Source organism: Lacrimispora sanguinis (genome assembly GCF_044987295.1).
Taxonomy (GTDB): Bacteria; Bacillota; Clostridia; order Lachnospirales; family Lachnospiraceae; genus Lacrimispora; species Lacrimispora celerecrescens_B.
Genome location: NZ_CP173277.1, coordinates 4,865,241 through 4,889,078, shown reverse-complemented (window position 1 = coordinate 4,889,078; position 23,838 = coordinate 4,865,241). Strand labels below are relative to the sequence as shown.

Below are 23,838 nucleotides of genomic sequence, written 5' to 3'. Positions count from 1 at the left end.
TTCAGTCCTCCTGCCGGATCATTCCAAAATGCAGGCAGGCATTTTTAATTCCCTCTTGATCAATAGGATCCGTAACGTAATCAGCTGCCTTTTTTAATTCAGTCATGGCGTTGCCCATGGCAATTCCCTTGCCTGCTATTTTAATGATATCGTAGTCATTCATGCTGTCTCCAAAGGCTATTGTTTCTGTAAGAGGTATTTTCAAATAGTCGCAGAGTCTTATCAGTCCCATAGCTTTTGAAGCCTTCCGTTCCACCACATCTGCTCCCCGTTTATCAGCAAACATATGCACATGGATATCCGGGAATTGCTCCTCCATGGCTTTTGCACCAGCCTCATCTCCGATATAGGCCATAGTTCTCACTTCCAGCTCCACAAGCTTTCCTGGATCTTCAAATCTTCTGCCGCATTCTCCCCAAAGCGTTGCATCATGCCTTTTTACCACCTCTGGATTAACATAATAATCCCATTCTCCAACAGTAGTTCCAACGCTGTAAGGAGTTTTCTCCGCATAGGCTAGAATCTCTTTCAGCAGAACCTTATCAAAAGTATGTTCATAAATGACCTGGTCTCCCACAGTCACCTTCGTCCCATTGAGATGGATGATCGCATCTGGCCTTACCTCATCCCGAATGGCTGTGCTGAAAATAGAATCCATGTCTCTGCCTGTTGCCAGTACGATGGTATAATTTTCTCTCAATTTTTCTATAGTTTCCAAGGCACTTGCTGGAATTGTCCAGTCTTTATGGTCCAGAAGTGTCATATCTACATCAAAGCTTACAATTGGCTTCATCTATCTTCACCTATTTTTCTTCCTAAATAATCGTCTCCTTATCATAATATATTAAATTTGAAAATTTTTCAAGAAATATACTTTACCAATTGGAAACTTTCTGCTATAATACCATATGTGTCAAGAAAACGGAGTATGGCGTAGCTTGGTAGCGCGCTCGGCTGGGGGCCGAGAGGTCGCAGGTTCAAATCCTGTTACTCCGATTGATTGAGAATAGCTGGGAACCTTATTTTATAAGGCTTCCAGCGTTTTTATTTTTGAAATAGTAGTATCATATTTTGTTGACATTTGTTGACAGCTCTTATTTGTGTGCAATATCGATAATTTCTTGACCTTTTTCTGCGTTTCACTCTCTCTATATGGATTATAAATATACGTTAAAGTGGTAGATGTCATAGTGTGGCCAAGCCAACGTCTAATCTCATCTAATGCCCAACCATTAGCATTCATTCTGCTTGCTACGGTACGTCTGATACAGTGAGAGCGCTTCATGTTCCCAGATTCTTTCCAACCTAAAGTAATCTCAGCTTTTTCAAGACGATGTACAAAGACCATTTTATCTGCCCGGCTTCCATCTGCTTTGAGGAAAACATACTCGGATAAAATATTACTACTTCTCCTGATTTTCTTGAATATATCAATCAGCTCATCACTCAGATTTAATTCCCTATATCCAGTTTCAGCATCAGATTTCACATAATCAACGACTTGTCCAGAACTATCTTCCATTCGCTGAATAAAAACCGTTTCATTTTGCCAGTTAATATCAGACCATTTTAAGGCGCATAATTCACCTATTCTTAATCCCAACTCAAAATTACCCTTAAGACCTAAATTGGCTACGTTTCCATTTAGTTCATAACCTCTGTCAAATTCTTCAATGAGGTCTTCTATTTCATCTGGATAAAACACCATATCAGCGGAAGGTTTACGTCTTGTAGACTTAAATAGATGAGTATATTCTAACTCTTCTTTTTTCCAAGGGTCATCTGGAATAACTCCCAGTCTTTTTGCATAACGAAGGGTGCCGGTGACAACAATCTTATGAGTATTAAAGCCCTTTGCGGTCATAGGAGTATTGATTAATACATCAATTGCCCAGTTCTCAAGATCGATTGTTTTGATATTTGCTAATGGCATATTATCAATATCTGTTCCCTGAACGTATTTCTGATAACTTGCTCTGTTTTGCTTTATTGTTTCGTCTGAGTTGTTTTTCTTCTTCCCCTTGTAAGAAAGCCATTCTTCAAAAATATCGCAAAACTTTAGCTGTTTTTCTTGCAGTCCATGTCCGAAGTAATGTTCATATAGCTTGTCAATTAGTGAGTCATAATCAGACGATCTTACATTCCGTCTACCTTTTGGCTTTGTCTCATCAGCTAACCATGTAGTAATCCGCCCATCTGAGCAAGGTGTAAATGCATATGGGTGAACTGATTTCACTTTCTTTTCTTTAATCATATTAACTTGTTTTAGCATCGTGTACGGATCAATTATACCACAGTCTACTAAATCAAGCCATTTGTTTTCATCAAGTGCTGTCAATTCATATTCAGTAAGCGCATTATAAATTCTATGTAATTCACGTTTCTTTTTCTCAGAAACAGTCAATTTATCTCCTTCTTAATAGCAATACGAGTGCCACTTAGTCTTTAAGTACACACCATGCCCCTGTTTACCCTTTGACTGATAAATAACATATCCAGGAAGTATGCTCCCATGCTCAAGTAACCATTTTGCATTTGCCCAATTTCTTTCTGTTGGCTTTCGATTATAATTGCCATCAGCTACACTGGAATACTGTTTTTTCTCAAATACCACTCCTTTAATCGTGTCTGGGTATTCGGAATGAGCCACACGATTCAAGACTACAGATCCCACATATTTTTGTTCTGAATCATCGCAGAATTGCGCTTCTCCAGCTATTACGTGAGCCATTATATATAAATCTTCATCAGTATACATTATTTCATCATCATTTAAGAATTCTGACTTTATATATGCATACCCGTCTTCAGTGGTAATCATGCTCCAACCACCAATATCCAGTACAACTTCAAATGTTGTGTTTAAGAGTGTACGTCCTAAAATTTTTGATCTCGTATTTGGTTCTTCTCTAATGTTCACTCCAGCTTGATTGGCATATTTCAATATAAAATCTGTTACATAGGGTAATTCTGATTCAAACTGTGCCGTTGTTACGGTTTCTTCTATATTATTCGCCCATGTTGCCATGGGCATAGTAAATGTGAGACATAGTGATGTCATGCCTACTGTTATTAATCTTCTCATTACAATCCTCCAAATTTTTGATTTGAAGGATACCGGTATCCTTATCTATCTATGTAAACTGTGTCTGCGCAAACACAGAGTAATTGTATTTAGTTAATTCCTGTAGATCCATGACCTCCACGGTCTTTGTTGTCTAGTACTTCTACTTCTTCAAAATTAATACTAGGCTGATGTTTCACAATGCGGAATTGACAAATACGATCATTAAAATTGATCCTTGAGTCTCTCAGTGCATAAGCAGGAAAGAACCAAAAATCATTATCGCCGCAATATGATTCATCAATTACTCCCATGCTGTTGGTCTGAATGATTCCATAATTCTTGAACGTACTGCTTCTCGGAACTACATGTGCTTCATATCCGTCTGGCAACTGCATTGCAACTCCCAATGGAATTAACCTAAATTCTCCTGCTTTCAGTTCAATGTCATCAGCACATCGCAAGTCAATCCAATCGCCCAAATTAATCTTATTGATTCTCTCTAATAATTGGTTGGTATATTTAATTCTGATTTTCTGCAAATTTACTTCTCCTTTTAGTTTCTGAATTGCCTTTGAAGCAAGTCCATAAAATGATTTCTTATTTTCTAGAAACTCTCTGTAATCTTTCTCTAGTAGTCCGCCAAGTTCTATATTGAACTGATAAATCTCGTCTTCAAAGAATTTAATAGCTGCTTTCAATATGTTCTCCTTTAATTACAATACAAGACCAATCTTTCGTGCTTAATAGATTCTTGAACATCAATCACATTTTGGTTAGTGCTGCCCTTCCATTTCAGACTAATATCTCTCAGTTCGTCAACATATCTTCCGTCAATCATTACATCACATTTTGATATAATTTCTTTACGAATTTCGCTATACCCATTAAATACTTCCTCCCAAGTAAATCCACTATATAACCATATGTTTTTTTGTGGAAATGAAAGGCGAATTTCATTGATTAATTCAAGAACTCCATTGAGGTTTTCGTCAGCCAGCGGCTCTCCGCCTAAGAGTGAAATTCTTTTTATATGTGGGTCTGCAGCCAATCTTAAAAAGTCCTTTTTCACTTCTTCCGACCACTCTTTTCCACCATTAAAGTCCCATGTTTCAGTATTGAAACAGTTTTTACAATGAAAACGGCACCCTTGTGTGAAGAGGGAAATACCTATTCCCTCTCCATTTGATATATCCATACTTCTTATTTTTGCATATCGAATTTTAATCACAGCCTTTCATAACATGATCATCAATGTGCACATATCTTTCGGAGATTTCTTCGGTTCTTCCAGGATTCCAAAAGTTGCTTCCAATGTATCCGCAAGTACGTCTTGAAACATTCATCTTAGATTTATCCCTATTCCCACAATTGGGACACTCCCAAATAAGTTCTCCGTTTTCTTCAATAATCTTAATTTCGCCATCATACCCACAAGCCTGACAATAGTCGCTTTTCGTATTTAATTCAGCGTACATTATATGGTCATAAATAAACTTCATTACTTCTAAAACGATTTCTGTGTTTTTTGTCAAGTCTGCACACTCAACGTAACTAATTGCTCCGCCTGGACTAAGTTTCTGGAATTTGCTTTCGATTTCAAGCTTTTTGAACGGATCTATTACTTCAAATACTGGAATATGATAAGAGTTTGTGATGTAATCTCTGTCCGTAATTCCTTCTACAACACCAAATCGCTTTTTAAGGCATTTTGCAAATTTATATGTAGTTGATTCTATCGGAGAGCCGTACACGCTATAGTCAATGTGCTCTTCAAGTTTCCATCTGGTACAATAATCATTTAGTTTCTGCATTACTTCTAATGCAAATGCTGTCCCACAGCCACCATCTGTATGAGAATATCCGGTTATATATTTTACACACTCATAAAGTCCGGCATATCCAAGAGAAAGAGTCGAATACCCATCGTGGAGTAATTTATCAATCTTTTCTCCCTTTTCTAATCTTGCTAGTGCACCATTTTGCCATAATATAGGAGCAACATCGGAGGATGTCCCTTCGAGCCTCTCGTGTCTGCTCTGTAGGGCCTTATGACATAATTCCATTCTCTCATCAAAAATTGTCCAGAAAGTGTCAATATCACCATCGGAAGATAATGCAATATCTGGAAGAGAAACCGTTACAACACCCTGATTAAATCTGCCATAATATTTTGGAGTTCCATTTTCATCAACATACGGAGTTAAGAAGCTGCGACAGCCCATGCATGGATACACGTTTCCATTTCCATCTTTGTCGATTTTGTTTTCTAACATTATCTTTTCTGAAATATAATCTGGAACCATTCTTTTCGCTGTACATTTTGCAGCAAGTTCTGTCAGGTACCAGTACGGACTCTCTTCGTGGATGTTATCTTCTTCAAGTACATATAATAACTTAGGAAATGCCGGTGTAGTCCAAACACCTGCTTCATTTTTAACCCCTTGCAGTCTTTGCTTTAATACCTCTTCAATAATTAGAGCTAAATCTCTCTTGGTCTGTTCGTCCTTAACTTCATTAAGATACATATTGATTGATAAGAAAGGTGCCTGTCCATTTGTCGTCATAAGTGTAATGACCTGATACTGAATTGTCTGAACACCACGTTTAATTTCGTTTCTCAGTCTTTTATGAACAACTTCATTAATTATTTTTTCATCCAATGAGTCACCGTTTTCTGTTCGCTCGTCAGTCACTTCTTTACGTAGCTTCTGCCTACTTACGTCAACAAATGGCGCAAGGTGTGATAATGTGATTGTCTGGCCTCCATATTGACAACTTGCAACCTGAGCGATAATCTGTGTTGCAATATTACAAGCAGTAGAAAAACTATGTGGTTTTTCAATCATTGTTCCACTAATGACGGTTCCATTCTGCAACATGTCTTCGAGATTAACCAAATCGCAATTATGCAATGTGCGCTGGCCGAAGTAGTCCATATCGTGAAAATGAATAATACCTTCATCATTCGCTTGTACAATCTCAGGTGGAAGTAAATATCTTCTACACATATCCTTGCTTACAATGCCCGCCATATAATCTCTCTGTGTAGTTACAAGTTTTTCATCTTTATTTGAGTTTTCACTTGCCCAGTATTCACTTGACCCATTGAGTAACTCATCAATTTCGCCATCAATAGTATTACAATTTTCTCTTTGAAACTCTCTTATGCAGCGATACCCCTCATAAGCTTTGGCAGTCAATCTCTGATTTTTAGTAATCAGCTTGTCATATACCATAGACTCGATCTCAGAAATACTTAATTCTTCTTTGTCCTTATTTTCCTCGTATATTTCATTTGCTATTGTAAATGCAATGCGCCTGTTTAATATCCCACTTCCATTTTTCATTGCTTCTATAATAGCGTTGGAAATTTTTGATTCATTAAAATCTACTTCTGTGCAATCTCTTTTAATTACTTTTAACAATAAACAGTCCTCCTAATTATTTATTAATTTAACCAACAGCATTACACATGCCAACGGGTAATATATGTAATTCAGTACTACATTGAATAAAAAATACCAACTGTAGAATGGAAAATCATCTATGTATAGACTTATTGGATTTACATTTCTTTGCAGTCGCATAGTTATTACTACTGTACAAATTTGAACAAAGGATAAGAATTTGATTAATGGTAAATCGAGAGAAATACCAACTATGGCATAAACAAAAATTGTAAAACCAGAATATAGATATGGTGCAACTTTAGCGATCTTCTCAACGCAAACCATTTTTTCATATGGCAACTCATTAAGAAATTTCTCGTTATTTTTTATGATACCCCTTACCTTTTCATAGTACCGATGTTCACTTAACATAGAAGGTGTTTCTTTAATCCTAGATATAAGTAGCATCACTATGCAAACTAATAAAACAGATGTCATTTAAGTCTCCTCTTCAATTTCTCTTTTTAGCTTCTTTCTTGCAATTTTCCTAAATAGTCTTTTCGCTTTACCTCTCCAATTTGGTTTATACAATTGGGGGCAATCTAAATCCCACGCTGTCATATTTGATTGACTTTTGTTTTTAAATTCATCTTTTCTCATATGAATTATTCTCCGTAATATTTTTCTATGTATTCCAAAGCGTCTAATCTTGCATCATACCCTGTATCAATTCTATTACAACACTCAATAACAAACGGGTGACATACTTTCTTTAAATCTAGTGGTAATGTACTCCCACCTATCTCAATCTCATCATCTTCCAGGAATCCGATAATTGGCTTTCTTGCTTTCCATGCCCAAGCAATTTCCATAATACTTCCTACCGATTGCCTTATACTCTGAAGATTCACTAATATTACATCAGCCTTTTCAACCCTGTTATCGCAAAAGTCACGAATTTCAGTATCAGACTTATGAAGCTGCTCACGGTAATTATAATAACGATTTGGATTCCAAGCTCTAAAACACTCAGAATTATTCTCAAACCATTCAATACAACGTTCCCTCCACCAGTCTCCATCTTCGAAACTGACCTTTTCAGATGCTCCACACAGCCAAACATGTTTCATTCACTCCATCCCTTCCTATAAGTCCCAATTCGATTTCAAGCTTGATTCACTACTATAAGGTACATTCAGTCGCTTTAATTCATGGTTCAGTATAGTATCGTAGAAAACTGACACTTCATATCCATGTTTCATCTGCTCAATTTCAATCTCATAAATATGACCTTTGATGAATCCCATAGCATTAGATTTTCCTTTGTATGTGCTTAACATTCTCTCATTGAAAACCATCTTCTATCTCCTTTAATCTTGATACCCAACAGATTCTAATTCTCTTTCCAACATAGATATTTCTCTATTTAAATACCATGAAGCCTTACGTAAGTCTTCTATAGTTGACTTTAAAACGTCACCTTTTAAATCCTTTTTGCCACAGCGACTTATGTATCTTAATGTGGTTCCTAGATTGAAATCCATCTCCCATGCTTCAATTACCTTAATTGTTTCGTATGGATTGTTTTCTCCTCCGTAATGAGCGGGGTGATTTACCCATTCTTTTTGATTCGCTGGTACAGCACTTACCTTATGGTATTCATCATTCTTGTCTGAATATTCCGTACACTGATGGTTTATATCTTCAATTACAAATGGTTTTTTAACTCCTGTACAAACATGCTCTTCCGGTTTAGATTTATAAAAGCCATATTTGCAAGCATCACAGTCCAAACATTTCATTTATTCACCTCCAAATTCAATGTCATCAAAAATAACCGGCAACTCACTCTTTAGCTTCTTTAATAGCGGAATCGTAACTTCTCTCATTTGAGGATGGGCTGTCTCAGGAACTCTTAATTTAAAGAAATTACGCCATTCTCTATAATTAGCAGTGATAGTAATTTCTGTTTTTGTACTATTCGGTAACACACTTCTTGCAATTTGTGGTGTTGCTCCTAATTCAATCAATTTAAGATAGTGTTTTTCGGCGTCACACATAGCAGATTCCCATTCATCAATAATTGCATTTAAATCTTCACAAGCCATAGACTTCATTTTATTATCAAGTAACATACCATCTCTGATATCAATTACGTTTATCTCGTTACCAAACCTTTCAAGTGAGTAATTAACATATCTCGTACTCTCTTGAGCAAAGGAAGCAATTCTATGTCTTACGAGTTCATGGGAAACACCTCGATCAACAATAAACTTAACGGATAAACTGGAATGCTCAATCATCGCTTCATGCCCACGTTTAATAAGCATAGACACAAATTTCTTTGCAGACTCACCATCTTCTGTAATTTTATCCTCAGACTTATAGCAAACTCTACCTATCTTTTCGATACGCCTAAGTTCTTCGAGTCCTCCTTCCGAAATGTTTGATAAAATTTCAAATCCTGCAATTACCTCATTCATACTAATTAATTACCTTCCTTTTCAAAGTATTTTAATATTCCGTTACCATCATAATTCTCTGTATCCAAGACTAAGGTATCCCCATCTCTAAGAAACACATTCATAATTTTTCTATCATCTCTGTATGTATCTGCTCCATTTTTTCCAGCACAAACAAAAGCCCTGGGATGTTTCATTAGTTCCCGCGCCAAATCTTCGGCATAAATAATTCCTTTAATATCCTTTGCCTCCCATATTCGATTATTAAATTCTTGAAAATTAATGTGTAAGTCTGTAAATTTGTAAGTAATAAGCTGCCAACTAATTACCCACTTTCGATTCATGAAACAATGCTTTTATCTGCTTCTACCTATGTCCATGACAACCGTTTGCATAAATCTTAATAGAATATTCAATTCCATTTTCTTCAGTTGTTATCTTACATTTACAAACTGGACACCATATGTACTTCTCATATAATCTTTTGCCAAATATATTCCAACCGGTAGTTTGAGTGCCTTCATCAGACTTGTTAAATTCAATCTCTGACTTACAACTCGGACAGATGACTCTTGTTAAATAATTATTGCCGTATTTTATTACTTTCACATTTTCTCCTTATATGAAATTTCACATTCATCTTGCCCTTATATTATCCGCAAATGTCATTACACCATCATAAAAATCTAAAATACTATCATAGCCTCCAGCGTCAAAAACTGGAATATTATATGCTTTTGCAATCCTAATGGCCTGTCCGGTGCCACCACTACCTTTACCATTTTTAGTCCAGCATAATACAAAACTTGATGGCGTCTTTAGATCCTGTCCAAGAACCTGATGACTATTCCTCGCTTGTAATTTTCTTGCACCTTCTTTTAGATTGTGCCAGTACGGGTGATACTTTTGTGCAACATCAAAAGCTTCTACATTTTTTACCACCAGATCAGAATTTGAACCATTAAATCCAGCCCATGGCAGATATATTTCCTTCCCTCCATATACTCTGTCGCAGCCTTGTTCAAAAGCTAAGTCTGCACCATCTGCGTGTCCAGATCTTAATATAAAATCGTACTTTGTGTCCATCAATTCACCAATATCTCTGAACATACTAAGGATATTTCCTGGAGTTTCTCTTGAACCAATACCTGCATAATAAACATTCAAATATAATACCTCCCTCTATTTGCTATATCTACTCCATATTTGTTTAAATGCTTCCTGTTCATCTTCGACAACGATAAATTCTCCACCCTCATAAACTGTAGTTTTAAATTCTTCCTTGTGAGATAATTTGCAATCCCATTTTCTTACATACTGTTTGAGGCTGTTAATCTGCCCCTCTTTCCACATACAAAATGGATATGTAACTGATCTGTCTTTAACATTATGCTTTTCTTGATAATCTTCAACGATTTGCTCAAAAAGCTTTTTGTTAATCAGTACTGTCTCATAAAATGATTCTTCATTTTCAAGCTCAGAATCGTCGTAGTCAGGGTGATTTATTTGATAGATGTAAAATGACTTTTCTGGATACTTTTCACTTACCCAAACTTGATTTACTTCAAAATCGTGTTTTAATTTCAATTTTTTCTCCTATTTTACTCAAACATATATCTTACAACTTTTCCTGTTTTAATAGCATATTCAATCTCTGACCTTGTACTTTCACCGATATAACCATCAACGTTGATAACAAAAATTTCATCCGCCATATCAATTTTTCGCTTGTGCATATCGTCAAGCATTTCTTTTGTCCCTTCTGTCCAAACTTCGTCATCTCCGCTATGTCCAAATAGACCAACGGAAATTACGATATAACCGTCTAAAGTTAATGCTTTTTGTATTTCAATAAAATATTCTTTAAATTTCGTACTTCCGCACAAAGTAACTACCTTATATTTACCTACCATATTTCCTCCTATTTTACCGTAGAAAGTCCAGTTCTATTCATTTTCTTTAAAATCTCTTAATTCACGGAAAGCCTCTTTAATTGTAGAACACAAGCAAGAAACCATGCCACAATTCCCATTTCTCAACATGTCTTCCATTGTATTCTCGTACATATTTTTCAATAAGGGGATCTCTTCGATTAGTTTCTCTACACGTTTCCAGCCATTATATCCCATAATTAATTCTGATGTTATCTTGACCAAGTTGTCTGAACTAGGAACATATACTGGAATATCAGTGTCAAAATCTACTGGCAATTTCATAATAATCACCTCCCTATTTTTACCCTTTAAAATCCCAATTTTATTTATCGAATTTTACATTATTAAGAATCTGGTATAATTCTCTAATTACTTTTGCATCGTATAAAGCATTATGTTTATCCCCTTTGATTTCACCATCTTTATAGTTCTGATATAAAATATCTTCTCTGGACTTGTCAAATGCTTCCTTTGAAGTTATTCCATATTTCCGAGCAATGTCTTGGTTTATATCATAGCACGCAGCGCATACATTTTTTGGAATATCAAATGCTCCACCAAATAAATCAATAAATAAAACCATGTCGTAGTGGCAAACATCTGAAACAAGTTCTACCGATTCAAATTGCTTTAACCAATTACGAAGCATTATAGCAACCTCTTGCTTTGTGCCGATTCTATATCCACTAATATACTGTTCTTCCAATTCGTCTTTTCTACACACGAGATTGTTTACTACGTTATCGAGCAGAAATTTACTCTTATCTGCATGGACTTGTTTCCAATCGAAATCTGATAATTCAGCATAGAAAGTCCGCCTATCTTCTGAAATTAGGCCTATGCTCACAAGGGTTGTGTTCTTGTGTAACCCCGTAAATTCTGTATCAAAAAATATCTTCATCTATTCCTCCTCATAAATAACAACTTTTACTATTTTTAATTCTAATTCATTAAATCTTAAATCATTCATAACTTCTTCTGCCCAACTAATGTTTATCCCATTTATTATATCCAATGAAGTATTCGCTATCAGAGTTTTTGATTGCATATACAGGCATATTATCTTTGCTCATTATCTCTCCTATTCACTAGTTATATTATTTTTATGAGTCCATCCTTCAACGACTCCGCCTAATTTCTGCCCACAATGTCTGCAAAATTTATCAGATTTATTTATCTTTTGATCACATCTTTGACAAACATAAATTCTCGCTTTACCATCAAAGGTATCTCTATGTACTACATTCATAATATCTGTATAGTTTCTTTTTTGACTTACTATACGTTTTTCTGGTTCTATCCTTATTTGACCATTCTCCCAATCAAATCCCTGACAAATACTTTTAATACCTGAATATGCTCTTGCTGGCATTGAAGGCTCATGTAATGTAATTACCACTTCATTTTCACTCCTAGAATAATCAGGTGTGTTTTCATAAATAAAATCTATATGCTTTTTAAAATCCTCTAAGTTCATTTAACTCCTTTCCAAATGAATCTTCCGTTTCAACCTTTGCTTTACAGTCGCCAAATCCCTCTAGGGAATAGTCTGTCCAATGGATATGTAATATTGTTTAATATCACTGGCTCATCATAATCATCTATATATTTTTTCAATAGTTCTGTAAAAATATCGTATGCCTTCGTAACTTCATCTTTACGCTTGTTCTTTTCAGCAAATAATCTTTCTCTTTTGAGTCTTTCTTCACTTAAAGCCTTTTCGTAATCTAAACACTCATTTTCAGAACTAAAGATTTGAACCTTATCGATATCCACCATTTTCTTCATAATTCTCTTGTAGTCCTCATCTGAAATATATCTCATATTACTTATCCCCTTTCAGTCCTTCTAAGTTTAATGACTTTTCACAAAACGATTTAATGTCAGTAACGCTCTTTCCCTCATTACACATGTTTAGTACTGCACCCAGGATACCAGTTGCCCCTGCTCTCATGCCAGCCAACTTAACCTTACTTACCGTATCTCCTGCCATTTCTCGAAATAATTTCTCATCATTTACATTACTCATATAGTTTTCTCCTTTTAAAATGTTGATTTTATTATCACTTATAATATTTACAACTTTTACAAAGTCCTTCCACACATTCATTACATTCTGTCAACGCAAATTCTCGTATACGGCAATAATCTTTCATGTATTCACAATCATGATCGTTGCAATAATGAGAAGAGCAGTGTTGCGTAATGTCTTTTTGTGTAAGTTTTCCATCAATCATATATTCTCCTTATCACATGAAAGGTTTGTTTTATTTCTCGTCTTCATCAATAAGTTCCAACCATGATTCAAAGTCGTAAAGACCGCCAAGACATGCGTTAAATCCGTCACATTCATCATTTTTATCTGATGCATTTAAAACATATTCAGATGCCCTACCAGCATCAAAATAGAATCTGTTATCTGGGAGTTTACTTTTATGTGACATAATTTCATTCTCTAATACATTAGTATCTTCTTCACAAAACATTTCTTGTGCTTTTTTATGATCTCCCATATAATTTAAACTGTGTGCAAATGCTTGCAATGCTTTTTTATAATAAATACCCGGACACCCCATTTAAAAATCACCTCTTTTTATTAAGTCGGAAACGTCTACACCACATAATCTTGATGTTGGCAAAGTAATAACTTCACCGTTCTCCCCTACTACAACTGCCTTTGTTTCAAAAATGCTCTTTATTGTATCTACCCAGATTCCCGACTTCATTTCACATTCACTGCATCGTGGTACTGAATTACAGGATTGTGCAAATTCTTCGCAACACCTACAATGATTAAGATCTGGCTTGATTTTGACCTTTATATTTATTTGGAATCACCCTTTCTCCATATGAAAATCATTGATCAATTTATTCATATTCGTAATACAAAAGGTACACAATGTAACCGTTCCTCCATTGGACTTATAATTATATCCGTGAATTACATGATCCTTATTTGCTAAAATAGTTCTTCCACAGGCACAACATTTTCCATTTCTAGTAAGTTGCCTATATTCATAATCCGTATCATCCATTTAAATTCTCCAATCAAAGTATTATTTCAAGTGCTATTCTATTTTTACTCCTATGTATTCCAAAACTTCTCTCATACCAAGTCCACCCTCTGATACTGGTTTCATACAATAATTCCAAATATTCCTATGAGTCTTTTTTAACATTTGAAATCTGTTCGGCTCCTTTTCTAAATGGCATCCGTATGCACAAAACATACACCCTGTCCTACAATAACCTGTTGTATACCAAGTTCCCCTATCATCTTTCTGTATATCACCATAAACGCTTGGATATGGTAGATTAAATTTGACTATATACTCCAGAACATCTTGTTCTGTCCAAAAACTTATTGGTTGGCTCGTTGGATTCTTCTTGTCAAATGCATTACAACCATTATGCAACCATTCCGTTTTCCTTTGTTTACTCTCACACGTCATAGTACCAATAATAGGTTTTAAACCAGATTTTTTTGTAAATTGTTTCGCTGGTCGTTTTTTCATAATATCACAACACTTGTTAGACACTTTAAATGGAGCATTCAATACAAAATTCCATCTCCTCATATCATACATGCCTGTTTCTCTACCATCAAAACATCTAGCAGCCCAACAACTATTTCCCAAATTTTGAATATCTCCAATTTGCCTGCTAACATTTTTACTCAAAATTGGGTATCCATTTTCTAATACAACATCTTTAAATAATATTCTTTGTCCTTTTTTCTTACCTCTTGTATATTTAGGGGTATCAATAATTATCTCTACATCTAAATCAGGAAATTGAGTTTTTAAAAATTCACCATATGATTTTACATGTTCTCTTAATTCTGGGAATTCAAGACCTGTATCAGAAAACCAAAGAACCAATTTACACTGAAATAAATCACAAACTTGTGCTGCCAGATATGCTAATACGGTACTATCTTTACCACCAGAAAATGAAACATAGCATTGTTTGTCATTTCTGTTATACCATTCCATTAACCTTGCTTGTGTCACTCCTATTTTTTCAGGAAGCGACAATGCTTGAAGACTCTTTAGATCTTCTTTAGTGTGTTTGTTTTCTTGCAATATGTATTAGGAGCAAAGTATACTTTTACTGACCGGTCAAATCACCTTACCTCCTAACCTTATTTAATAGCTATATCATTTAATTTTCCATTGAAACGTTACTTTCATTGATACATTTAATTATTTATTCCACATCAACGTCCAACGAAATACCTCTTCGCCAACTCAATTCAATCTTGCCACTCTGTAATTCTCTTAATCTTTCTGTACACTGTTCATCTGTTTCATATCCAGAACAAAATACTCTATTGTCTGGCCATCTACGTTTTGCTTCTAAATCAATTATGAAATACAAAACTGTTCTTTGTGGATTGAATGGTTTTGTGCAGATAACATACCTTCTATCTCTGGCTTTTACCGTATATGGTTTCTTTTCATTCGGAATATAAATCTTATCTCCTATACTAACTTTCATAACTCACCTCTCCATTTTCAAAGACACCCACTCTTACTATGAACGTATCCCTTGCTATAAATCTCACATCATCACAAGTTTCTTTAGCATATTTGTATGAATGATATAATTTTGCTTTTCTAAGCTGCTTATCCCATTTGTTGTATCCGATGAAGTAATATCCTTCTCTGTCTTTTACGGCAAATGCTTCATCATGAATATCTAAAATATGTATCACTTCCATCAAAATGCCTTGTTAACAATAAATTCTGCTAAATCAGTTGTTGTTTCTTCCGTAAACTCTTCATAGTCTTCCATTGTCATAGTTCCATATGAGAATGCGGTCTTGTCTCTTGTAAGATTGTAGGCGTAAGTATCTGTGTAAATGCTGAAAAAGTCATTCAAGACTGATACTAGATTATCCTTTTCCATTGCCGTTTCATATTCCAACAATCTACTTGCCAGCGAAGCTATAATACCTATCTCATATTTATCTATTCTATATATTGAATATCCATACTCGTCTAAGACATCAATTGATCCATCTTCGTTCTCTTCTAACATTTTGTTCATTTTCATTTCTCCCATTTATATTCTTCGCACTTGAATCCGTTCTGATTTAACCAATCAGCCACCAAATGTCTATGGCAAAAATCTGCGGGCTTCTCATAACAAATAAGTGCAATATGAGGAACCACCATACTATCAATTTTACAATCAATACCTAAAACAGATGATAGAAACAAATTGTCTAATTCTTCTACTACAAATTTTGGATTTAACTTATCTGTAACTTGTTCCTTGTAACACCTGATATAATACTCATTATTATGATTCTCCTTCCATTCCATGAAGAACCCATATTTCGGAGCAAGTTTCTTATATTGTAATCCGCTGTACCAAGCAGGAGCCTTGCCACAAATTGATATAGGGACTACGTTATCTGGTAAAGACTTTAGCTTCGCAAAATAACTTGTATAAATCATCTTTAAAACCTCTCTTTTATCTTATAAATCTCAGTTTATTCGTTTCTCAACTTTTGCCCACAGTTAACACAATAATGTGCAAGATTTGTCTTTGCAAAAAACTGTCTTCCGCAAGTGTTGCATTGAAATACCATAATCCCCATTATCTCTTTAACGAATGTTGCTGTTTTAGGATTTTGCTTTTCCACTGCTTGTATGGCAATGTCAAACGCTTCTCTAAAAACTATTTTTTCTTTTGCATCTGCAACCATATTGTCATTGCATCTCTTAGTCTGCTTTAATATTTCTAACGCTTGTTTTGAATTAATCACTCTAAAGTCCCTCTCTTTCTCCCTCCGCTCCCGGTCTCACCAGTCAGGCCGGAAGGTTATGTATAGCTTGTTCACACTTTTTATTTAAATGCATATATTATTGTTACGAACAGATTATCAAATGTAGGGGAAACTCCTTTCACAGTAAGGCTACCTCCTTATTACACTTCCCCCTGCTCCATGATATGATGTTCTGTAGTACTTCCTGATCATGATTGTATTGTGTATCCCAGGGGCGGAGCTTTTGGGTTTCCGCCCTTTTTAGACTAATACTAATTTTGGGGTTTAAGAAGCATCTGTATCTCTCTGATGTGCTTCCTAATATTTACTGTCATTTCTTCCCCTAAGTCTACACAAGCATCATCCACCGCATCACTAAGATTCCGTACTACATCGTACAACTCAGATTCCGGATAATATTTCTTAAGCAGCACCCCATCTGTAGTTACAAATATCTCCATCGGCGTACCTTCTCTTATTCCCACTTTTCGCCTTATCTCTTTCGGCAAAATAATCCTCCCTAAATCATCTAATCTTCTTATAATACCTGTTGGTTTCATATATCTTTCCTTTCTCCCGGTACCCCGAGAAATCCTAATTCCCCGATTAACAAACTCTTAATAAATTCGTCATATTGCCGCCACAACTCCCTAGTATATTTATAACTGTAAAAAAGCAAATAACCTTTTAAATAAAGCTTTTTTCATACAGCCGGCAGGGTCCCCCGATTTTGCCGGCCCCTCCATTTTCAAGGCAAATACTCCCATAAATATCTATTATCCTTTTGAGCGTCTTGATATTTTAGTTTATCATCGTCTTTAGCTCACCTTTATTACATTAATATCTAAGTAAAAGTCTTTCCAGATAGACATAGTATAAACGACACGATTATTGGGCTTGTCATAATGTGGTATTGTGTGCATATCTTTAAATGGGTTTTCGGTAAAGCAGTCTGATAATGCTTGGATCATTACTTCTACAGACTTTGCATCCTCCGTCCAAGGCATGGCCATAATGTCCATATCACTTGACAGACTACCATGTAATCCTAACGCCCAACCACAATCCATAGCGGCATTCCGTAAATCGTCATAAATACAAGCGTAAAAAGCGGCTTTACCGTTGCAAACAACATCTTCTCTCGATTTCATACCATTCCTTTCCACTATTCAGCTAAATAATTATTTATCAAACATCTACACTTTAATTTTTTAAAGTGTTATACTGTAGATAGCTCTTTTTAGGGCACCGCTTTCCCCAAAATTTCGCGGTGCTCTTTTTTTTGCTTTATTAATTTAACATTAAAGAGTATAATGATATTACCTTGTCATGAAAGTCCAAGTAAGTTATCTCCCATATCTTATTCTCCGATCCAGACTACAAGCAGTGTCCGCATTCATAACACCTGCCATCTCCACTACATAATGTACTTCCTTCTGCCATTTTAATATGCTCCCCATTCATTTTAAGGTTATATGACACCGTATAATTCTTTGGCATATACGTCTCAAAACTATCAGCATCAATCTTAAACTCTATTGCATCAATCCTAATATCTTTTTCTTTCATATATTTTAATGCATCTTGTAATACATCAATCGCCTTATTTAAATTTTCGTTTTTCATAATTCTTCCTTTCTCCAATCAAATTTTCATTTTAACCACTCTAAAATCAGTTCTTATTGACATCTAATTGTTAAAATGCTAAGCTATTCATGAAACTATAAAACTACATGCTGTTTATGTAGTCAGAAAACTCATACAATATTTACGAATATAAGACAATTTAAGAATCTACGAATATAAGACAATTTAAGAATCTACGAATATAAGACAATTTAAGAATCTACGAATATAAGACAATTTACGAATTTACGCATGTAGGACAAGGTTTTCAACTACATAACGGCTCCTTTTCTAAGGAGGCTAAATTGAAAATTAAAATATTTATTTTAGCAGGTCTGAGTGTACTTTTCACTATTGTTTTTGCAATGAATGTATACTAAGGCGTCAGAGGAATCCAATGATTCCTCTTTTTTAATGTCCTTGAATCTTTATTTTTATCAAACTTGTTGCGTCGCTTTAATTAGTATGATAATATCTACTAAAAAGAGGGGTTGTATGTTTATGAATTTTACGCTATCAGATGTCATTCAATTATTTAGTGTTTTGGTTGCATTACTTCTGGGATTAATTTCAATCATTATTTCCATTAAAACTATGCGCCAAAATTCAAAAATGATTGAAGAATCAACGAGGCCAATACTCATCATATATTCCGAATATGCGGATAATGACAATTTAAATCTTGTTGTAAAAAACATAGGAAAATCTTGTGCTACAATAAAAGATTTTAGATGTAACTATGATTTACTTAATTCTGGCAGCTATGCTTTCGAAGGCGGAGATTATCTGTTAGACTATATAACGTTGACTTTACCACCAGATGAAGGGAGAAAATGTACTTTAGTTAGAAAAAGCATTAATGCGCCAGTTGAATTCGATATAAAATATACGTCTAGTACTAATACATATACAGATCATGTATCCATAAATTTAAAAGCCGGAATGAGTACCCCTCTATATCCTATTTAATGATAAAAGCGGAGTTTAATTTCTATTTATTCTTAAATTTTTACGTGTAATGTCTGTATTATCAAAATAACAATCTGCCAAATCGTTATTTTGGTTTATTGTGATTATCTAAGAAACACAGATTCTTTTCGATCTGCATCTATTACCAACTTCCTGTTACATAATTGTCGTAGGCTCTTTTACTGAATCCTCCACTTGTTTCATTTTGCTTCCGATCCTCATATTCTATAACTTCTAGAGCAATTTCTTCATCGGTTTTAGTCTCAAGAGCTTCTCCACAACGATTACAATCTGTCTCTGTTTTACCTCCAAAGCAATGAAAATGCCATGGCGTAAACCATCTGTTGCAGTTAGGACAAAACCATTGTTCGTATTCGGTTCCTTCATTCCTAAATTTAGTTACTTTCATTTTCCTCCATTTTTAATAAAACTTTTATACTGATCTAAACTATTTATTACATAGAGTATTTTTCCCATTACTCCATCTGGGATTTTGACTATTAAACATGCAAAAATCCTTTTTATTATCATAGTAGTAACACCGCATACATTTCCGTCTTTTCTCTACGCAGCCAACCATACCATTTAATATATCAGCTATCTCAAAAAGGTATTTTTCAAGTATTTTTCCACCATTTTTTCTGTCAATAATAATACCTCTAATAAATTTCAATAACATCACTTATCCTCCAAAATATTAGTTTAGGTCGTTGGATTTGAATCCATAACGAATAATTTATACACACATAAAACTCGTATTTCCTTGCCTATTTAGTAATTCTCCGTTTGCATATAGATTAATTGTAACTGGGTTCTGTTTTATCAAATCTCACAGCTTCAAAAACTGGGAATTGAATTGAGATTCCACCATCTTTATTCTTCGTTTCCTCTTTATATTTAACGCTTATAATCCGTCCTACTACCTCATCTGGATTCAGCCAATAATATTTTCTCTGTTCATCTGTAAATCCAGAGCCAACATTTACTGAATACCCCTTGTAGTCACAAACTAATGCACCGAGCGTTCCTTTGTTTCGACCTGATCCTTCTTCAATGCCTGTACACAATAAATCAGCTGAGAAGAATTTCTTCACCTTAATCAGAGATTTAGTACGTTTGCACTCATATGGAGCATCAAGATTGCAACAAATCCCTTCCCAATCCTCTTCTTCCGCACGATCCAACCATTTCCAGATTTGCGAATGGTCTGTGCCAGCGTAAAACCTTGGCACAACTTCAACATTTTTACTTCCATAATCGTCTATGTATAACGATAGCAAATTTAATCCTTTACTTCTTATTTCATATGTTTCTACCGATTTGCCTGTCCAAAATTCTTCCAACGGAAAAATATCAAATACAACAAGTTTGAGCTGAGATTTATCCTTGTCCTTACTCATAGCAATTCCAGTGCCTTTCTGAAATGCTTCAGAGTCAGATAATCCCTCTTCGTTTTTATATAGAAGCTCTCCATCAATGAACATATCTGAAAGCCCCATTGCCTTCAAATCGTTAATAATGTGATCCAGCCCAATATACTCTTTGCCTTGGCGAGTCATAATCCTATCACCAATAAAGGCAGCTCTTGTTCCGTTGAGTTTTCTGGATAAGAAAATCTTCTCATTTCCTTTTAGTTTCACTTTATCAATGGGAGTTCCAAGCATTACATCAAATGTAGAAATCAAGCCTGGAATCATAGAATTTACAACTTTAGCGTCACAGCCAAGTCTGAATTTCTTGGTAATCATCTGTTCATAAAATTCTCTATCATCTTCGTGACCACTTAAAAATGCCTGAATCTCATAGATATCAGAATCTTTACCGGTATTATTCAGTTTTAAGTAATCAATCACTTGGGGAAATTCGCTGAATTTGCAAAGATATAATGGATCTAATTTTGTTTCTACTTCAACATGCTTATGTATTTTCGCATCACTAATTCCTGTAACAATGTTAGTATCTAAAAGGAACTTGAGACACTTCTTAAATAACTCGTTGCTACTATTAGCTTTAATAATTTCTTTCTTATTGTTCAGGCTGCTTGTTACCTGAATCTGTTTAAAAATTTCAATTACCTCTTTCAATAAAATCCTCCTTAGAAATATTCGTTTTTCAACGTGTTATGGTATATACAACTCCAATTATCAAAGGGATAGCCACAATTGTCATACATATAGTTTCTACCATTTTATTCTCCTTTTAAAACCACTGTTTCAATCCCTATTATTCTCTTCGTAATATTCCATACATTTTTCTATGTAGTCCAAATGAGAATGATAAAAGTCATCAAAAATATTATTCTCTTTCTTTTCTCTATAAAAGCCTATTCTACGCTTTACTTCTTCGTACATTTCTGACTTATATGGTGTTTTAGTTTGCTTCTGACTATATTCAAATGCTCTTAATTCATTTTTGCTGAGCCAAGTAATCCATGCTCCGCAATCATCACAATATAATCCAGTATTATTGCCTTTTACCTCTGTATGGAGCGAAGCACTACCACACTTTTTACAACAGTTCTGATACATTTTTACGCACCAACCTCTCTCTTTAACCACCCATGTAAAATATCTTCTCCACAATGATGTTTACATCCAAAAGCGCAACCTGATTTAGCATCTTCACAAATATCGTTGCAATTTGGTCTGCCTATGTTTATGAAGAAGGCAAGTTGCTCATCATTCATACTTCTAACCCAATCTCCGTTTGTCATTAAACGTCCTCCATTTATGTTAAGCACATTTATAGTTTTTATCGTTCTTTATATCAACGACATATGAATACATTGCATCGTAAACACTTCTTGGTATTACATCAACGTATTCATCTGCTACCTGCTTGATAGTTCTCTCTTTATTTTTTGAATATACTTCATAAGCTTTTTCCAAAGTTGAGTATGTTCCTAAACTCTTGCCGATCCAAGTCGCAGAGTATCTTCCATTTTTCGTTACTGATATTCCCGATGGTAAACCATCTTTATTGGGTTTATAATGGAATAATTCATTGATTCTTTGCGGCACAAGTAAACATTTACTTGGACGATAAATCGTATTAGATGGATCTATAATGTCTTTGTCAACGTGTAACCTTCCGTTGACTTCATATTTATTTTGGTTATACCATTCCGCAAAAGTTTGAAAATTATGCCACTCAGAACATACAGTTATTAGTCCGTAATAAGCAGGATATTTATTTTTATATTTTGGGTCATAGCATCTTGTCATCATATTTATCCAAACTATATATTCCTGGGAGCTATTAGTCTTTCCTCCCTTTGCTCTTGAAGAATACTCACCGTCTCCCATATATCCGACACCAACTAATGTTCTGTCGTATGGGTTTTTTACTTGTCCTGATTTAAAATTACTATATGTTATATTTCTTTTTATGTAATGATGTTCATCTAAAAACATAATATCTATATCATCATGTTTTCTATAAGCTATTATTTTCATTTCTGTTCCATAATTATTTTTACGAATTTTATCAATTAAATTATCTTTGTTGTTAATATTTTCCTCCTATGAGATCATCGATTCCAACCCACACCATATTTATTCTCTACCTCTTTTACCAAATCCCAATATTTACGATAGTATTCTTTATACATACGTTTTTCATAATTAATCTGCCGTTGTAGACCCTCGATAATGCTAGGTTCTTCACTCTTCAATATTTTCTCCGATTCCCTATATAAAGAACGAATCATGCTATCTTTAAGAATTTGTTCATCTATGCCCAATTCTTGTTTCTTTGCTCTTTTAACCAAATCTCCACAAACATAAACGCCTATGTGACTTGGTATCTCTTCTTTTACTTCTTCATACAATTCGTTGGTCAGTACAAAATAATTATAATGACCAACGAATGTCTTCTTTGCTTTGGAGTGGAAGTCGGCTTTGGACACTTTTATTTCATAACAACGCCATATCCTATTAGTGTCATATGTAATATAATCAACACGTTCTTTACCAAACCAACCAATTGTTACCTCAAAGCAACCAAAGAGTCCTTGCTTCCTGGTTGCTTTCCATATGGCAGATTCTAAATTCTTAGTTTCTTCTGTCTTTGCTATTTTTACATCTCCTATCTAATCCTTAAACTTTCTCCCTGTGGATCTAAGTGAGCAAAATCACAGTTAAGGGAACCGTCCTGTCCTTCAAGTCCGTTCTCCTTTAAATATTCTCTAATAGAGTCTCCGTCAATTGCATCAGGCTGCTCAATTCTATATTCTTTGGGAACTTTTTCTACATCAACGTCAATGACTAATTTTCTCTTTCCGCCATTCTTCTGAATGTTGAATGAGAACAAGTCAGTTGTGAATTTCTTCTTTCCTGTAACCCTCATGCACATTTCAAGATTCTGTTTCAACCATTTAATTCTATTTTCTAATAGCTTTTTTCGACTATTCAAGCGTTCCGACTCAGTATCCAAGCCCTTTATATTTGATTCTAACGATTTGATGATTTTGGCATACCCATCGGCTTTTTCTTCAATTTCAAAATCAATTCCTTCAAGAGTGTCCATTATCATCTGTTCGTCACATTCTGCATCTTCCAACATATCCATTAGTTCTAAAAACTGACCCGTTAATTCATATAATTTCAATATAAAA

The 23,838-nt window shown here is 34.7% G+C and carries 41 protein-coding genes and 1 tRNA gene; 2 read left to right on the top strand and 40 right to left on the bottom strand.

Features of this window, described 5'->3' with window-relative positions:
• Position 1: 1 nt before the first annotated feature.
• Positions 2–793, bottom strand: coding sequence for a Cof-type HAD-IIB family hydrolase (locus ACHZES_RS22905; RefSeq protein WP_395546895.1), 792 nt, complete (start codon positions 791–793; stop codon positions 2–4).
• Positions 794–922: 129 nt separating this feature from the next.
• On the opposite strand from ACHZES_RS22905, the gene ACHZES_RS22900 reads away from it, so the two are divergent.
• A tRNA-Pro gene (locus ACHZES_RS22900) sits at positions 923–996 on the top strand.
• A 28-nt stretch (positions 997–1,024) separates the two neighbouring features.
• Here the strand turns inward: ACHZES_RS22900 and ACHZES_RS22895 are convergent.
• From ACHZES_RS22895 to ACHZES_RS22745, 31 genes are all read right to left on the bottom strand, one after another.
• Positions 1,025–2,404: a tyrosine-type recombinase/integrase gene (locus tag ACHZES_RS22895; RefSeq protein WP_395546894.1), complete on the bottom strand. Its 1,380-nt coding sequence runs from the start codon at positions 2,402–2,404 to the stop codon at positions 1,025–1,027.
• Between the two features lie 12 nt (positions 2,405–2,416).
• The gene (locus ACHZES_RS22890; RefSeq protein ID WP_395546893.1) at positions 2,417–3,085 is read right to left on the bottom strand and encodes a cell wall hydrolase; all 669 of its coding nucleotides are present in this window, start codon (positions 3,083–3,085) and stop codon (positions 2,417–2,419) included.
• An 89-nt stretch (positions 3,086–3,174) separates the two neighbouring features.
• A complete protein-coding gene (locus tag ACHZES_RS22885; RefSeq protein ID WP_395546928.1) occupies positions 3,175–3,606 on the bottom strand; it encodes a dUTP diphosphatase in 432 nt (143 codons plus the stop codon).
• A gap of 170 nt (positions 3,607–3,776) precedes the next feature.
• Positions 3,777–4,295, bottom strand: a complete 519-nt coding sequence (nrdG, locus tag ACHZES_RS22880; RefSeq protein WP_395546891.1) for an anaerobic ribonucleoside-triphosphate reductase activating protein — start codon at positions 4,293–4,295, stop codon at positions 3,777–3,779.
• Entirely contained in the window at positions 4,288–6,492 is a 2,205-nt protein-coding gene (gene nrdD, locus ACHZES_RS22875; RefSeq protein ID WP_395546890.1) for an anaerobic ribonucleoside-triphosphate reductase, read from the bottom strand. The genes nrdG and nrdD overlap by 8 nt, the downstream gene beginning before the upstream one ends.
• 462 nt (positions 6,493–6,954) lie before the next feature.
• Positions 6,955–7,116 (bottom strand): hypothetical protein, encoded by a 162-nt coding sequence (locus ACHZES_RS22870; RefSeq protein WP_395546888.1) that lies wholly within the window; start codon positions 7,114–7,116, stop codon positions 6,955–6,957.
• 5 nt (positions 7,117–7,121) lie between these two features.
• Entirely contained in the window at positions 7,122–7,586 is a 465-nt protein-coding gene (locus ACHZES_RS22865) for a hypothetical protein (RefSeq protein ID WP_395546886.1), read from the bottom strand.
• A gap of 15 nt (positions 7,587–7,601) precedes the next feature.
• A complete protein-coding gene (locus ACHZES_RS22860; protein WP_395546885.1) occupies positions 7,602–7,814 on the bottom strand; it encodes a hypothetical protein in 213 nt (70 codons plus the stop codon).
• A gap of 12 nt (positions 7,815–7,826) precedes the next feature.
• Positions 7,827–8,258, bottom strand: coding sequence for a DUF3310 domain-containing protein (locus tag ACHZES_RS22855; protein ID WP_395546884.1), 432 nt, complete (start codon positions 8,256–8,258; stop codon positions 7,827–7,829).
• The gene (thyX, locus tag ACHZES_RS22850) at positions 8,259–8,939 is read right to left on the bottom strand and encodes an FAD-dependent thymidylate synthase (RefSeq protein WP_395546883.1); all 681 of its coding nucleotides are present in this window, start codon (positions 8,937–8,939) and stop codon (positions 8,259–8,261) included. It abuts the gene before it with no gap.
• 5 nt (positions 8,940–8,944) lie between these two features.
• Positions 8,945–9,262: a hypothetical protein gene (locus ACHZES_RS22845; RefSeq protein ID WP_395546881.1), complete on the bottom strand. Its 318-nt coding sequence runs from the start codon at positions 9,260–9,262 to the stop codon at positions 8,945–8,947.
• 22 nt (positions 9,263–9,284) lie between these two features.
• On the bottom strand, positions 9,285–9,527 hold the full coding sequence (locus ACHZES_RS22840) for a hypothetical protein (protein WP_395546880.1): 243 nt from the start codon (positions 9,525–9,527) through the stop codon (positions 9,285–9,287).
• 27 nt (positions 9,528–9,554) lie between these two features.
• Positions 9,555–10,085 (bottom strand): hypothetical protein, encoded by a 531-nt coding sequence (locus ACHZES_RS22835; RefSeq protein WP_395546877.1) that lies wholly within the window; start codon positions 10,083–10,085, stop codon positions 9,555–9,557.
• Positions 10,086–10,100: 15 nt separating this feature from the next.
• Entirely contained in the window at positions 10,101–10,505 is a 405-nt protein-coding gene (locus ACHZES_RS22830) for a hypothetical protein (protein WP_395546875.1), read from the bottom strand.
• Between the two features lie 14 nt (positions 10,506–10,519).
• On the bottom strand, positions 10,520–10,831 hold the full coding sequence (locus ACHZES_RS22825; protein ID WP_395546874.1) for a hypothetical protein: 312 nt from the start codon (positions 10,829–10,831) through the stop codon (positions 10,520–10,522).
• Between the two features lie 33 nt (positions 10,832–10,864).
• Positions 10,865–11,134, bottom strand: coding sequence for a hypothetical protein (locus tag ACHZES_RS22820; protein WP_395546872.1), 270 nt, complete (start codon positions 11,132–11,134; stop codon positions 10,865–10,867).
• A gap of 40 nt (positions 11,135–11,174) precedes the next feature.
• Entirely contained in the window at positions 11,175–11,753 is a 579-nt protein-coding gene (locus ACHZES_RS22815) for a 3'-5' exoribonuclease domain-containing protein (protein ID WP_395546871.1), read from the bottom strand.
• Positions 11,754–11,900, bottom strand: coding sequence for a hypothetical protein (locus ACHZES_RS22810; RefSeq protein ID WP_395546870.1), 147 nt, complete (start codon positions 11,898–11,900; stop codon positions 11,754–11,756).
• Between the two features lie 33 nt (positions 11,901–11,933).
• Positions 11,934–12,329: a hypothetical protein gene (locus ACHZES_RS22805; protein WP_395546869.1), complete on the bottom strand. Its 396-nt coding sequence runs from the start codon at positions 12,327–12,329 to the stop codon at positions 11,934–11,936.
• Positions 12,330–12,370: 41 nt separating this feature from the next.
• Positions 12,371–12,676 carry a hypothetical protein gene (locus ACHZES_RS22800; RefSeq protein WP_404820280.1) on the bottom strand — a complete coding sequence of 102 codons (306 nt, stop codon included), beginning with the start codon at positions 12,674–12,676 and terminating at the stop codon, positions 12,371–12,373.
• A 1-nt stretch (position 12,677) separates the two neighbouring features.
• Positions 12,678–12,881: a hypothetical protein gene (locus ACHZES_RS22795; protein WP_395546867.1), complete on the bottom strand. Its 204-nt coding sequence runs from the start codon at positions 12,879–12,881 to the stop codon at positions 12,678–12,680.
• A 238-nt stretch (positions 12,882–13,119) separates the two neighbouring features.
• Entirely contained in the window at positions 13,120–13,365 is a 246-nt protein-coding gene (locus tag ACHZES_RS22790; RefSeq protein WP_404820279.1) for a hypothetical protein, read from the bottom strand.
• 555 nt (positions 13,366–13,920) lie between these two features.
• Positions 13,921–14,937: a phosphoadenosine phosphosulfate reductase family protein gene (locus tag ACHZES_RS22785; RefSeq protein ID WP_395546863.1), complete on the bottom strand. Its 1,017-nt coding sequence runs from the start codon at positions 14,935–14,937 to the stop codon at positions 13,921–13,923.
• 124 nt (positions 14,938–15,061) lie between these two features.
• Positions 15,062–15,352 carry a hypothetical protein gene (locus tag ACHZES_RS22780; protein ID WP_395546862.1) on the bottom strand — a complete coding sequence of 97 codons (291 nt, stop codon included), beginning with the start codon at positions 15,350–15,352 and terminating at the stop codon, positions 15,062–15,064.
• The gene (locus ACHZES_RS22775) at positions 15,342–15,575 is read right to left on the bottom strand and encodes a hypothetical protein (RefSeq protein WP_395546861.1); all 234 of its coding nucleotides are present in this window, start codon (positions 15,573–15,575) and stop codon (positions 15,342–15,344) included. Before ACHZES_RS22775 ends, ACHZES_RS22780 begins: the two co-directional genes overlap by 11 nt.
• Positions 15,575–15,904 carry a hypothetical protein gene (locus tag ACHZES_RS22770; protein WP_395546860.1) on the bottom strand — a complete coding sequence of 110 codons (330 nt, stop codon included), beginning with the start codon at positions 15,902–15,904 and terminating at the stop codon, positions 15,575–15,577. The genes ACHZES_RS22775 and ACHZES_RS22770 overlap by 1 nt, the downstream gene beginning before the upstream one ends.
• 2 nt (positions 15,905–15,906) lie before the next feature.
• The gene (locus tag ACHZES_RS22765; protein ID WP_395546859.1) at positions 15,907–16,317 is read right to left on the bottom strand and encodes a hypothetical protein; all 411 of its coding nucleotides are present in this window, start codon (positions 16,315–16,317) and stop codon (positions 15,907–15,909) included.
• A 35-nt stretch (positions 16,318–16,352) separates the two neighbouring features.
• The gene (locus ACHZES_RS22760) at positions 16,353–16,628 is read right to left on the bottom strand and encodes a hypothetical protein (protein WP_395546857.1); all 276 of its coding nucleotides are present in this window, start codon (positions 16,626–16,628) and stop codon (positions 16,353–16,355) included.
• Between the two features lie 272 nt (positions 16,629–16,900).
• Positions 16,901–17,137: an AbrB/MazE/SpoVT family DNA-binding domain-containing protein gene (locus tag ACHZES_RS22755; protein ID WP_404820278.1), complete on the bottom strand. Its 237-nt coding sequence runs from the start codon at positions 17,135–17,137 to the stop codon at positions 16,901–16,903.
• A gap of 309 nt (positions 17,138–17,446) precedes the next feature.
• Positions 17,447–17,779 (bottom strand): hypothetical protein, encoded by a 333-nt coding sequence (locus tag ACHZES_RS22750; RefSeq protein WP_395546855.1) that lies wholly within the window; start codon positions 17,777–17,779, stop codon positions 17,447–17,449.
• Positions 17,780–18,005: 226 nt separating this feature from the next.
• Positions 18,006–18,254, bottom strand: a complete 249-nt coding sequence (locus ACHZES_RS22745) for a hypothetical protein (protein ID WP_395546853.1) — start codon at positions 18,252–18,254, stop codon at positions 18,006–18,008.
• A 495-nt stretch (positions 18,255–18,749) separates the two neighbouring features.
• Here ACHZES_RS22745 and ACHZES_RS22740 point away from each other — a divergent pair, with 495 nt between their 5' ends.
• Positions 18,750–19,223, top strand: coding sequence for a hypothetical protein (locus ACHZES_RS22740; protein ID WP_395546852.1), 474 nt, complete (start codon positions 18,750–18,752; stop codon positions 19,221–19,223).
• A gap of 142 nt (positions 19,224–19,365) precedes the next feature.
• Here ACHZES_RS22740 and ACHZES_RS22735 read toward each other — a convergent pair whose 3' ends face one another.
• The 8 genes from ACHZES_RS22735 to ACHZES_RS22700 all read right to left on the bottom strand — a co-directional run bounded on the left by ACHZES_RS22735 (position 19,366) and on the right by ACHZES_RS22700 (position 23,831).
• Positions 19,366–19,632 carry a hypothetical protein gene (locus ACHZES_RS22735; protein WP_395546851.1) on the bottom strand — a complete coding sequence of 89 codons (267 nt, stop codon included), beginning with the start codon at positions 19,630–19,632 and terminating at the stop codon, positions 19,366–19,368.
• A 39-nt stretch (positions 19,633–19,671) separates the two neighbouring features.
• Complete coding sequence (locus ACHZES_RS22730) at positions 19,672–19,902, bottom strand: hypothetical protein (protein WP_395546850.1); 231 nt, start codon at positions 19,900–19,902, stop codon at positions 19,672–19,674.
• Between the two features lie 118 nt (positions 19,903–20,020).
• Positions 20,021–21,307, bottom strand: coding sequence for a hypothetical protein (locus ACHZES_RS22725; RefSeq protein WP_395546848.1), 1,287 nt, complete (start codon positions 21,305–21,307; stop codon positions 20,021–20,023).
• Positions 21,308–21,436: 129 nt separating this feature from the next.
• Entirely contained in the window at positions 21,437–21,781 is a 345-nt protein-coding gene (locus ACHZES_RS22720; protein WP_404820277.1) for a hypothetical protein, read from the bottom strand.
• Positions 21,754–21,936 carry a hypothetical protein gene (locus tag ACHZES_RS22715; RefSeq protein WP_395546845.1) on the bottom strand — a complete coding sequence of 61 codons (183 nt, stop codon included), beginning with the start codon at positions 21,934–21,936 and terminating at the stop codon, positions 21,754–21,756. Before ACHZES_RS22715 ends, ACHZES_RS22720 begins: the two co-directional genes overlap by 28 nt.
• Before the next feature lie 19 nt (positions 21,937–21,955).
• Positions 21,956–22,678: a hypothetical protein gene (locus tag ACHZES_RS22710; protein ID WP_395546843.1), complete on the bottom strand. Its 723-nt coding sequence runs from the start codon at positions 22,676–22,678 to the stop codon at positions 21,956–21,958.
• Between the two features lie 74 nt (positions 22,679–22,752).
• Positions 22,753–23,130 (bottom strand): hypothetical protein, encoded by a 378-nt coding sequence (locus tag ACHZES_RS22705; protein ID WP_395546841.1) that lies wholly within the window; start codon positions 23,128–23,130, stop codon positions 22,753–22,755.
• Positions 23,131–23,309: 179 nt separating this feature from the next.
• Positions 23,310–23,831, bottom strand: a complete 522-nt coding sequence (locus ACHZES_RS22700; protein WP_395546840.1) for a siphovirus Gp157 family protein — start codon at positions 23,829–23,831, stop codon at positions 23,310–23,312.
• Positions 23,832–23,838: the final 7 nt, after the last annotated feature.

Excerpts from the sequence above, each read along its gene's own strand:
- ACHZES_RS22825 (WP_395546874.1), bottom strand. The coding sequence starts at position 10,831 with ATGGTAGGTAAATATAAGGTAGTTACTTTGTGCGGAAGTACGAAATTT.
- ACHZES_RS22770 (WP_395546860.1), bottom strand. The coding sequence starts at position 15,904 with ATGAACAAAATGTTAGAAGAGAACGAAGATGGATCAATTGATGTCTTA.
- ACHZES_RS22815 (WP_395546871.1), bottom strand. The coding sequence starts at position 11,753 with ATGAAGATATTTTTTGATACAGAATTTACGGGGTTACACAAGAACACA.
- ACHZES_RS22860 (WP_395546885.1), bottom strand. The coding sequence starts at position 7,814 with ATGGTTTTCAATGAGAGAATGTTAAGCACATACAAAGGAAAATCTAAT.
- ACHZES_RS22805 (WP_395546869.1), bottom strand. The coding sequence starts at position 12,329 with ATGAACTTAGAGGATTTTAAAAAGCATATAGATTTTATTTATGAAAAC.
- ACHZES_RS22745 (WP_395546853.1), bottom strand. The coding sequence starts at position 18,254 with ATGAAAAACGAAAATTTAAATAAGGCGATTGATGTATTACAAGATGCA.
- ACHZES_RS22735 (WP_395546851.1), bottom strand. The coding sequence starts at position 19,632 with ATGAAAGTAACTAAATTTAGGAATGAAGGAACCGAATACGAACAATGG.
- ACHZES_RS22820 (WP_395546872.1), bottom strand. The coding sequence starts at position 11,134 with ATGAAATTGCCAGTAGATTTTGACACTGATATTCCAGTATATGTTCCT.
- ACHZES_RS22800 (WP_404820280.1), bottom strand. The coding sequence starts at position 12,676 with ATGAGATATATTTCAGATGAGGACTACAAGAGAATTATGAAGAAAATG.
- ACHZES_RS22750 (WP_395546855.1), bottom strand. The coding sequence starts at position 17,779 with ATGAAATCGAGAGAAGATGTTGTTTGCAACGGTAAAGCCGCTTTTTAC.
- ACHZES_RS22710 (WP_395546843.1), bottom strand. The coding sequence starts at position 22,678 with ATGAAAATAATAGCTTATAGAAAACATGATGATATAGATATTATGTTT.
- ACHZES_RS22810 (WP_395546870.1), bottom strand. The coding sequence starts at position 11,900 with ATGCAATCAAAAACTCTGATAGCGAATACTTCATTGGATATAATAAAT.
- ACHZES_RS22790 (WP_404820279.1), bottom strand. The coding sequence starts at position 13,365 with ATGGGAGATCATAAAAAAGCACAAGAAATGTTTTGTGAAGAAGATACT.
- ACHZES_RS22740 (WP_395546852.1), top strand. The coding sequence starts at position 18,750 with ATGTTTATGAATTTTACGCTATCAGATGTCATTCAATTATTTAGTGTT.
- ACHZES_RS22775 (WP_395546861.1), bottom strand. The coding sequence starts at position 15,575 with ATGGAAGTGATACATATTTTAGATATTCATGATGAAGCATTTGCCGTA.
- ACHZES_RS22905 (WP_395546895.1), bottom strand. The coding sequence starts at position 793 with ATGAAGCCAATTGTAAGCTTTGATGTAGATATGACACTTCTGGACCAT.
- ACHZES_RS22715 (WP_395546845.1), bottom strand. The coding sequence starts at position 21,936 with ATGACAAACGGAGATTGGGTTAGAAGTATGAATGATGAGCAACTTGCC.
- ACHZES_RS22865 (WP_395546886.1), bottom strand. The coding sequence starts at position 7,586 with ATGAAACATGTTTGGCTGTGTGGAGCATCTGAAAAGGTCAGTTTCGAA.
- ACHZES_RS22795 (WP_395546867.1), bottom strand. The coding sequence starts at position 12,881 with ATGAGTAATGTAAATGATGAGAAATTATTTCGAGAAATGGCAGGAGAT.
- ACHZES_RS22855 (WP_395546884.1), bottom strand. The coding sequence starts at position 8,258 with ATGAAATGTTTGGACTGTGATGCTTGCAAATATGGCTTTTATAAATCT.
- ACHZES_RS22765 (WP_395546859.1), bottom strand. The coding sequence starts at position 16,317 with ATGATTTATACAAGTTATTTTGCGAAGCTAAAGTCTTTACCAGATAAC.
- ACHZES_RS22890 (WP_395546893.1), bottom strand. The coding sequence starts at position 3,085 with ATGAGAAGATTAATAACAGTAGGCATGACATCACTATGTCTCACATTT.
- ACHZES_RS22780 (WP_395546862.1), bottom strand. The coding sequence starts at position 15,352 with ATGAAAGTTAGTATAGGAGATAAGATTTATATTCCGAATGAAAAGAAA.
- ACHZES_RS22870 (WP_395546888.1), bottom strand. The coding sequence starts at position 7,116 with ATGAGAAAAGATGAATTTAAAAACAAAAGTCAATCAAATATGACAGCG.
- thyX (WP_395546883.1), bottom strand. The coding sequence starts at position 8,939 with ATGAATGAGGTAATTGCAGGATTTGAAATTTTATCAAACATTTCGGAA.
- ACHZES_RS22730 (WP_395546850.1), bottom strand. The coding sequence starts at position 19,902 with ATGTTATTGAAATTTATTAGAGGTATTATTATTGACAGAAAAAATGGT.
- ACHZES_RS22845 (WP_395546881.1), bottom strand. The coding sequence starts at position 9,262 with ATGAATCGAAAGTGGGTAATTAGTTGGCAGCTTATTACTTACAAATTT.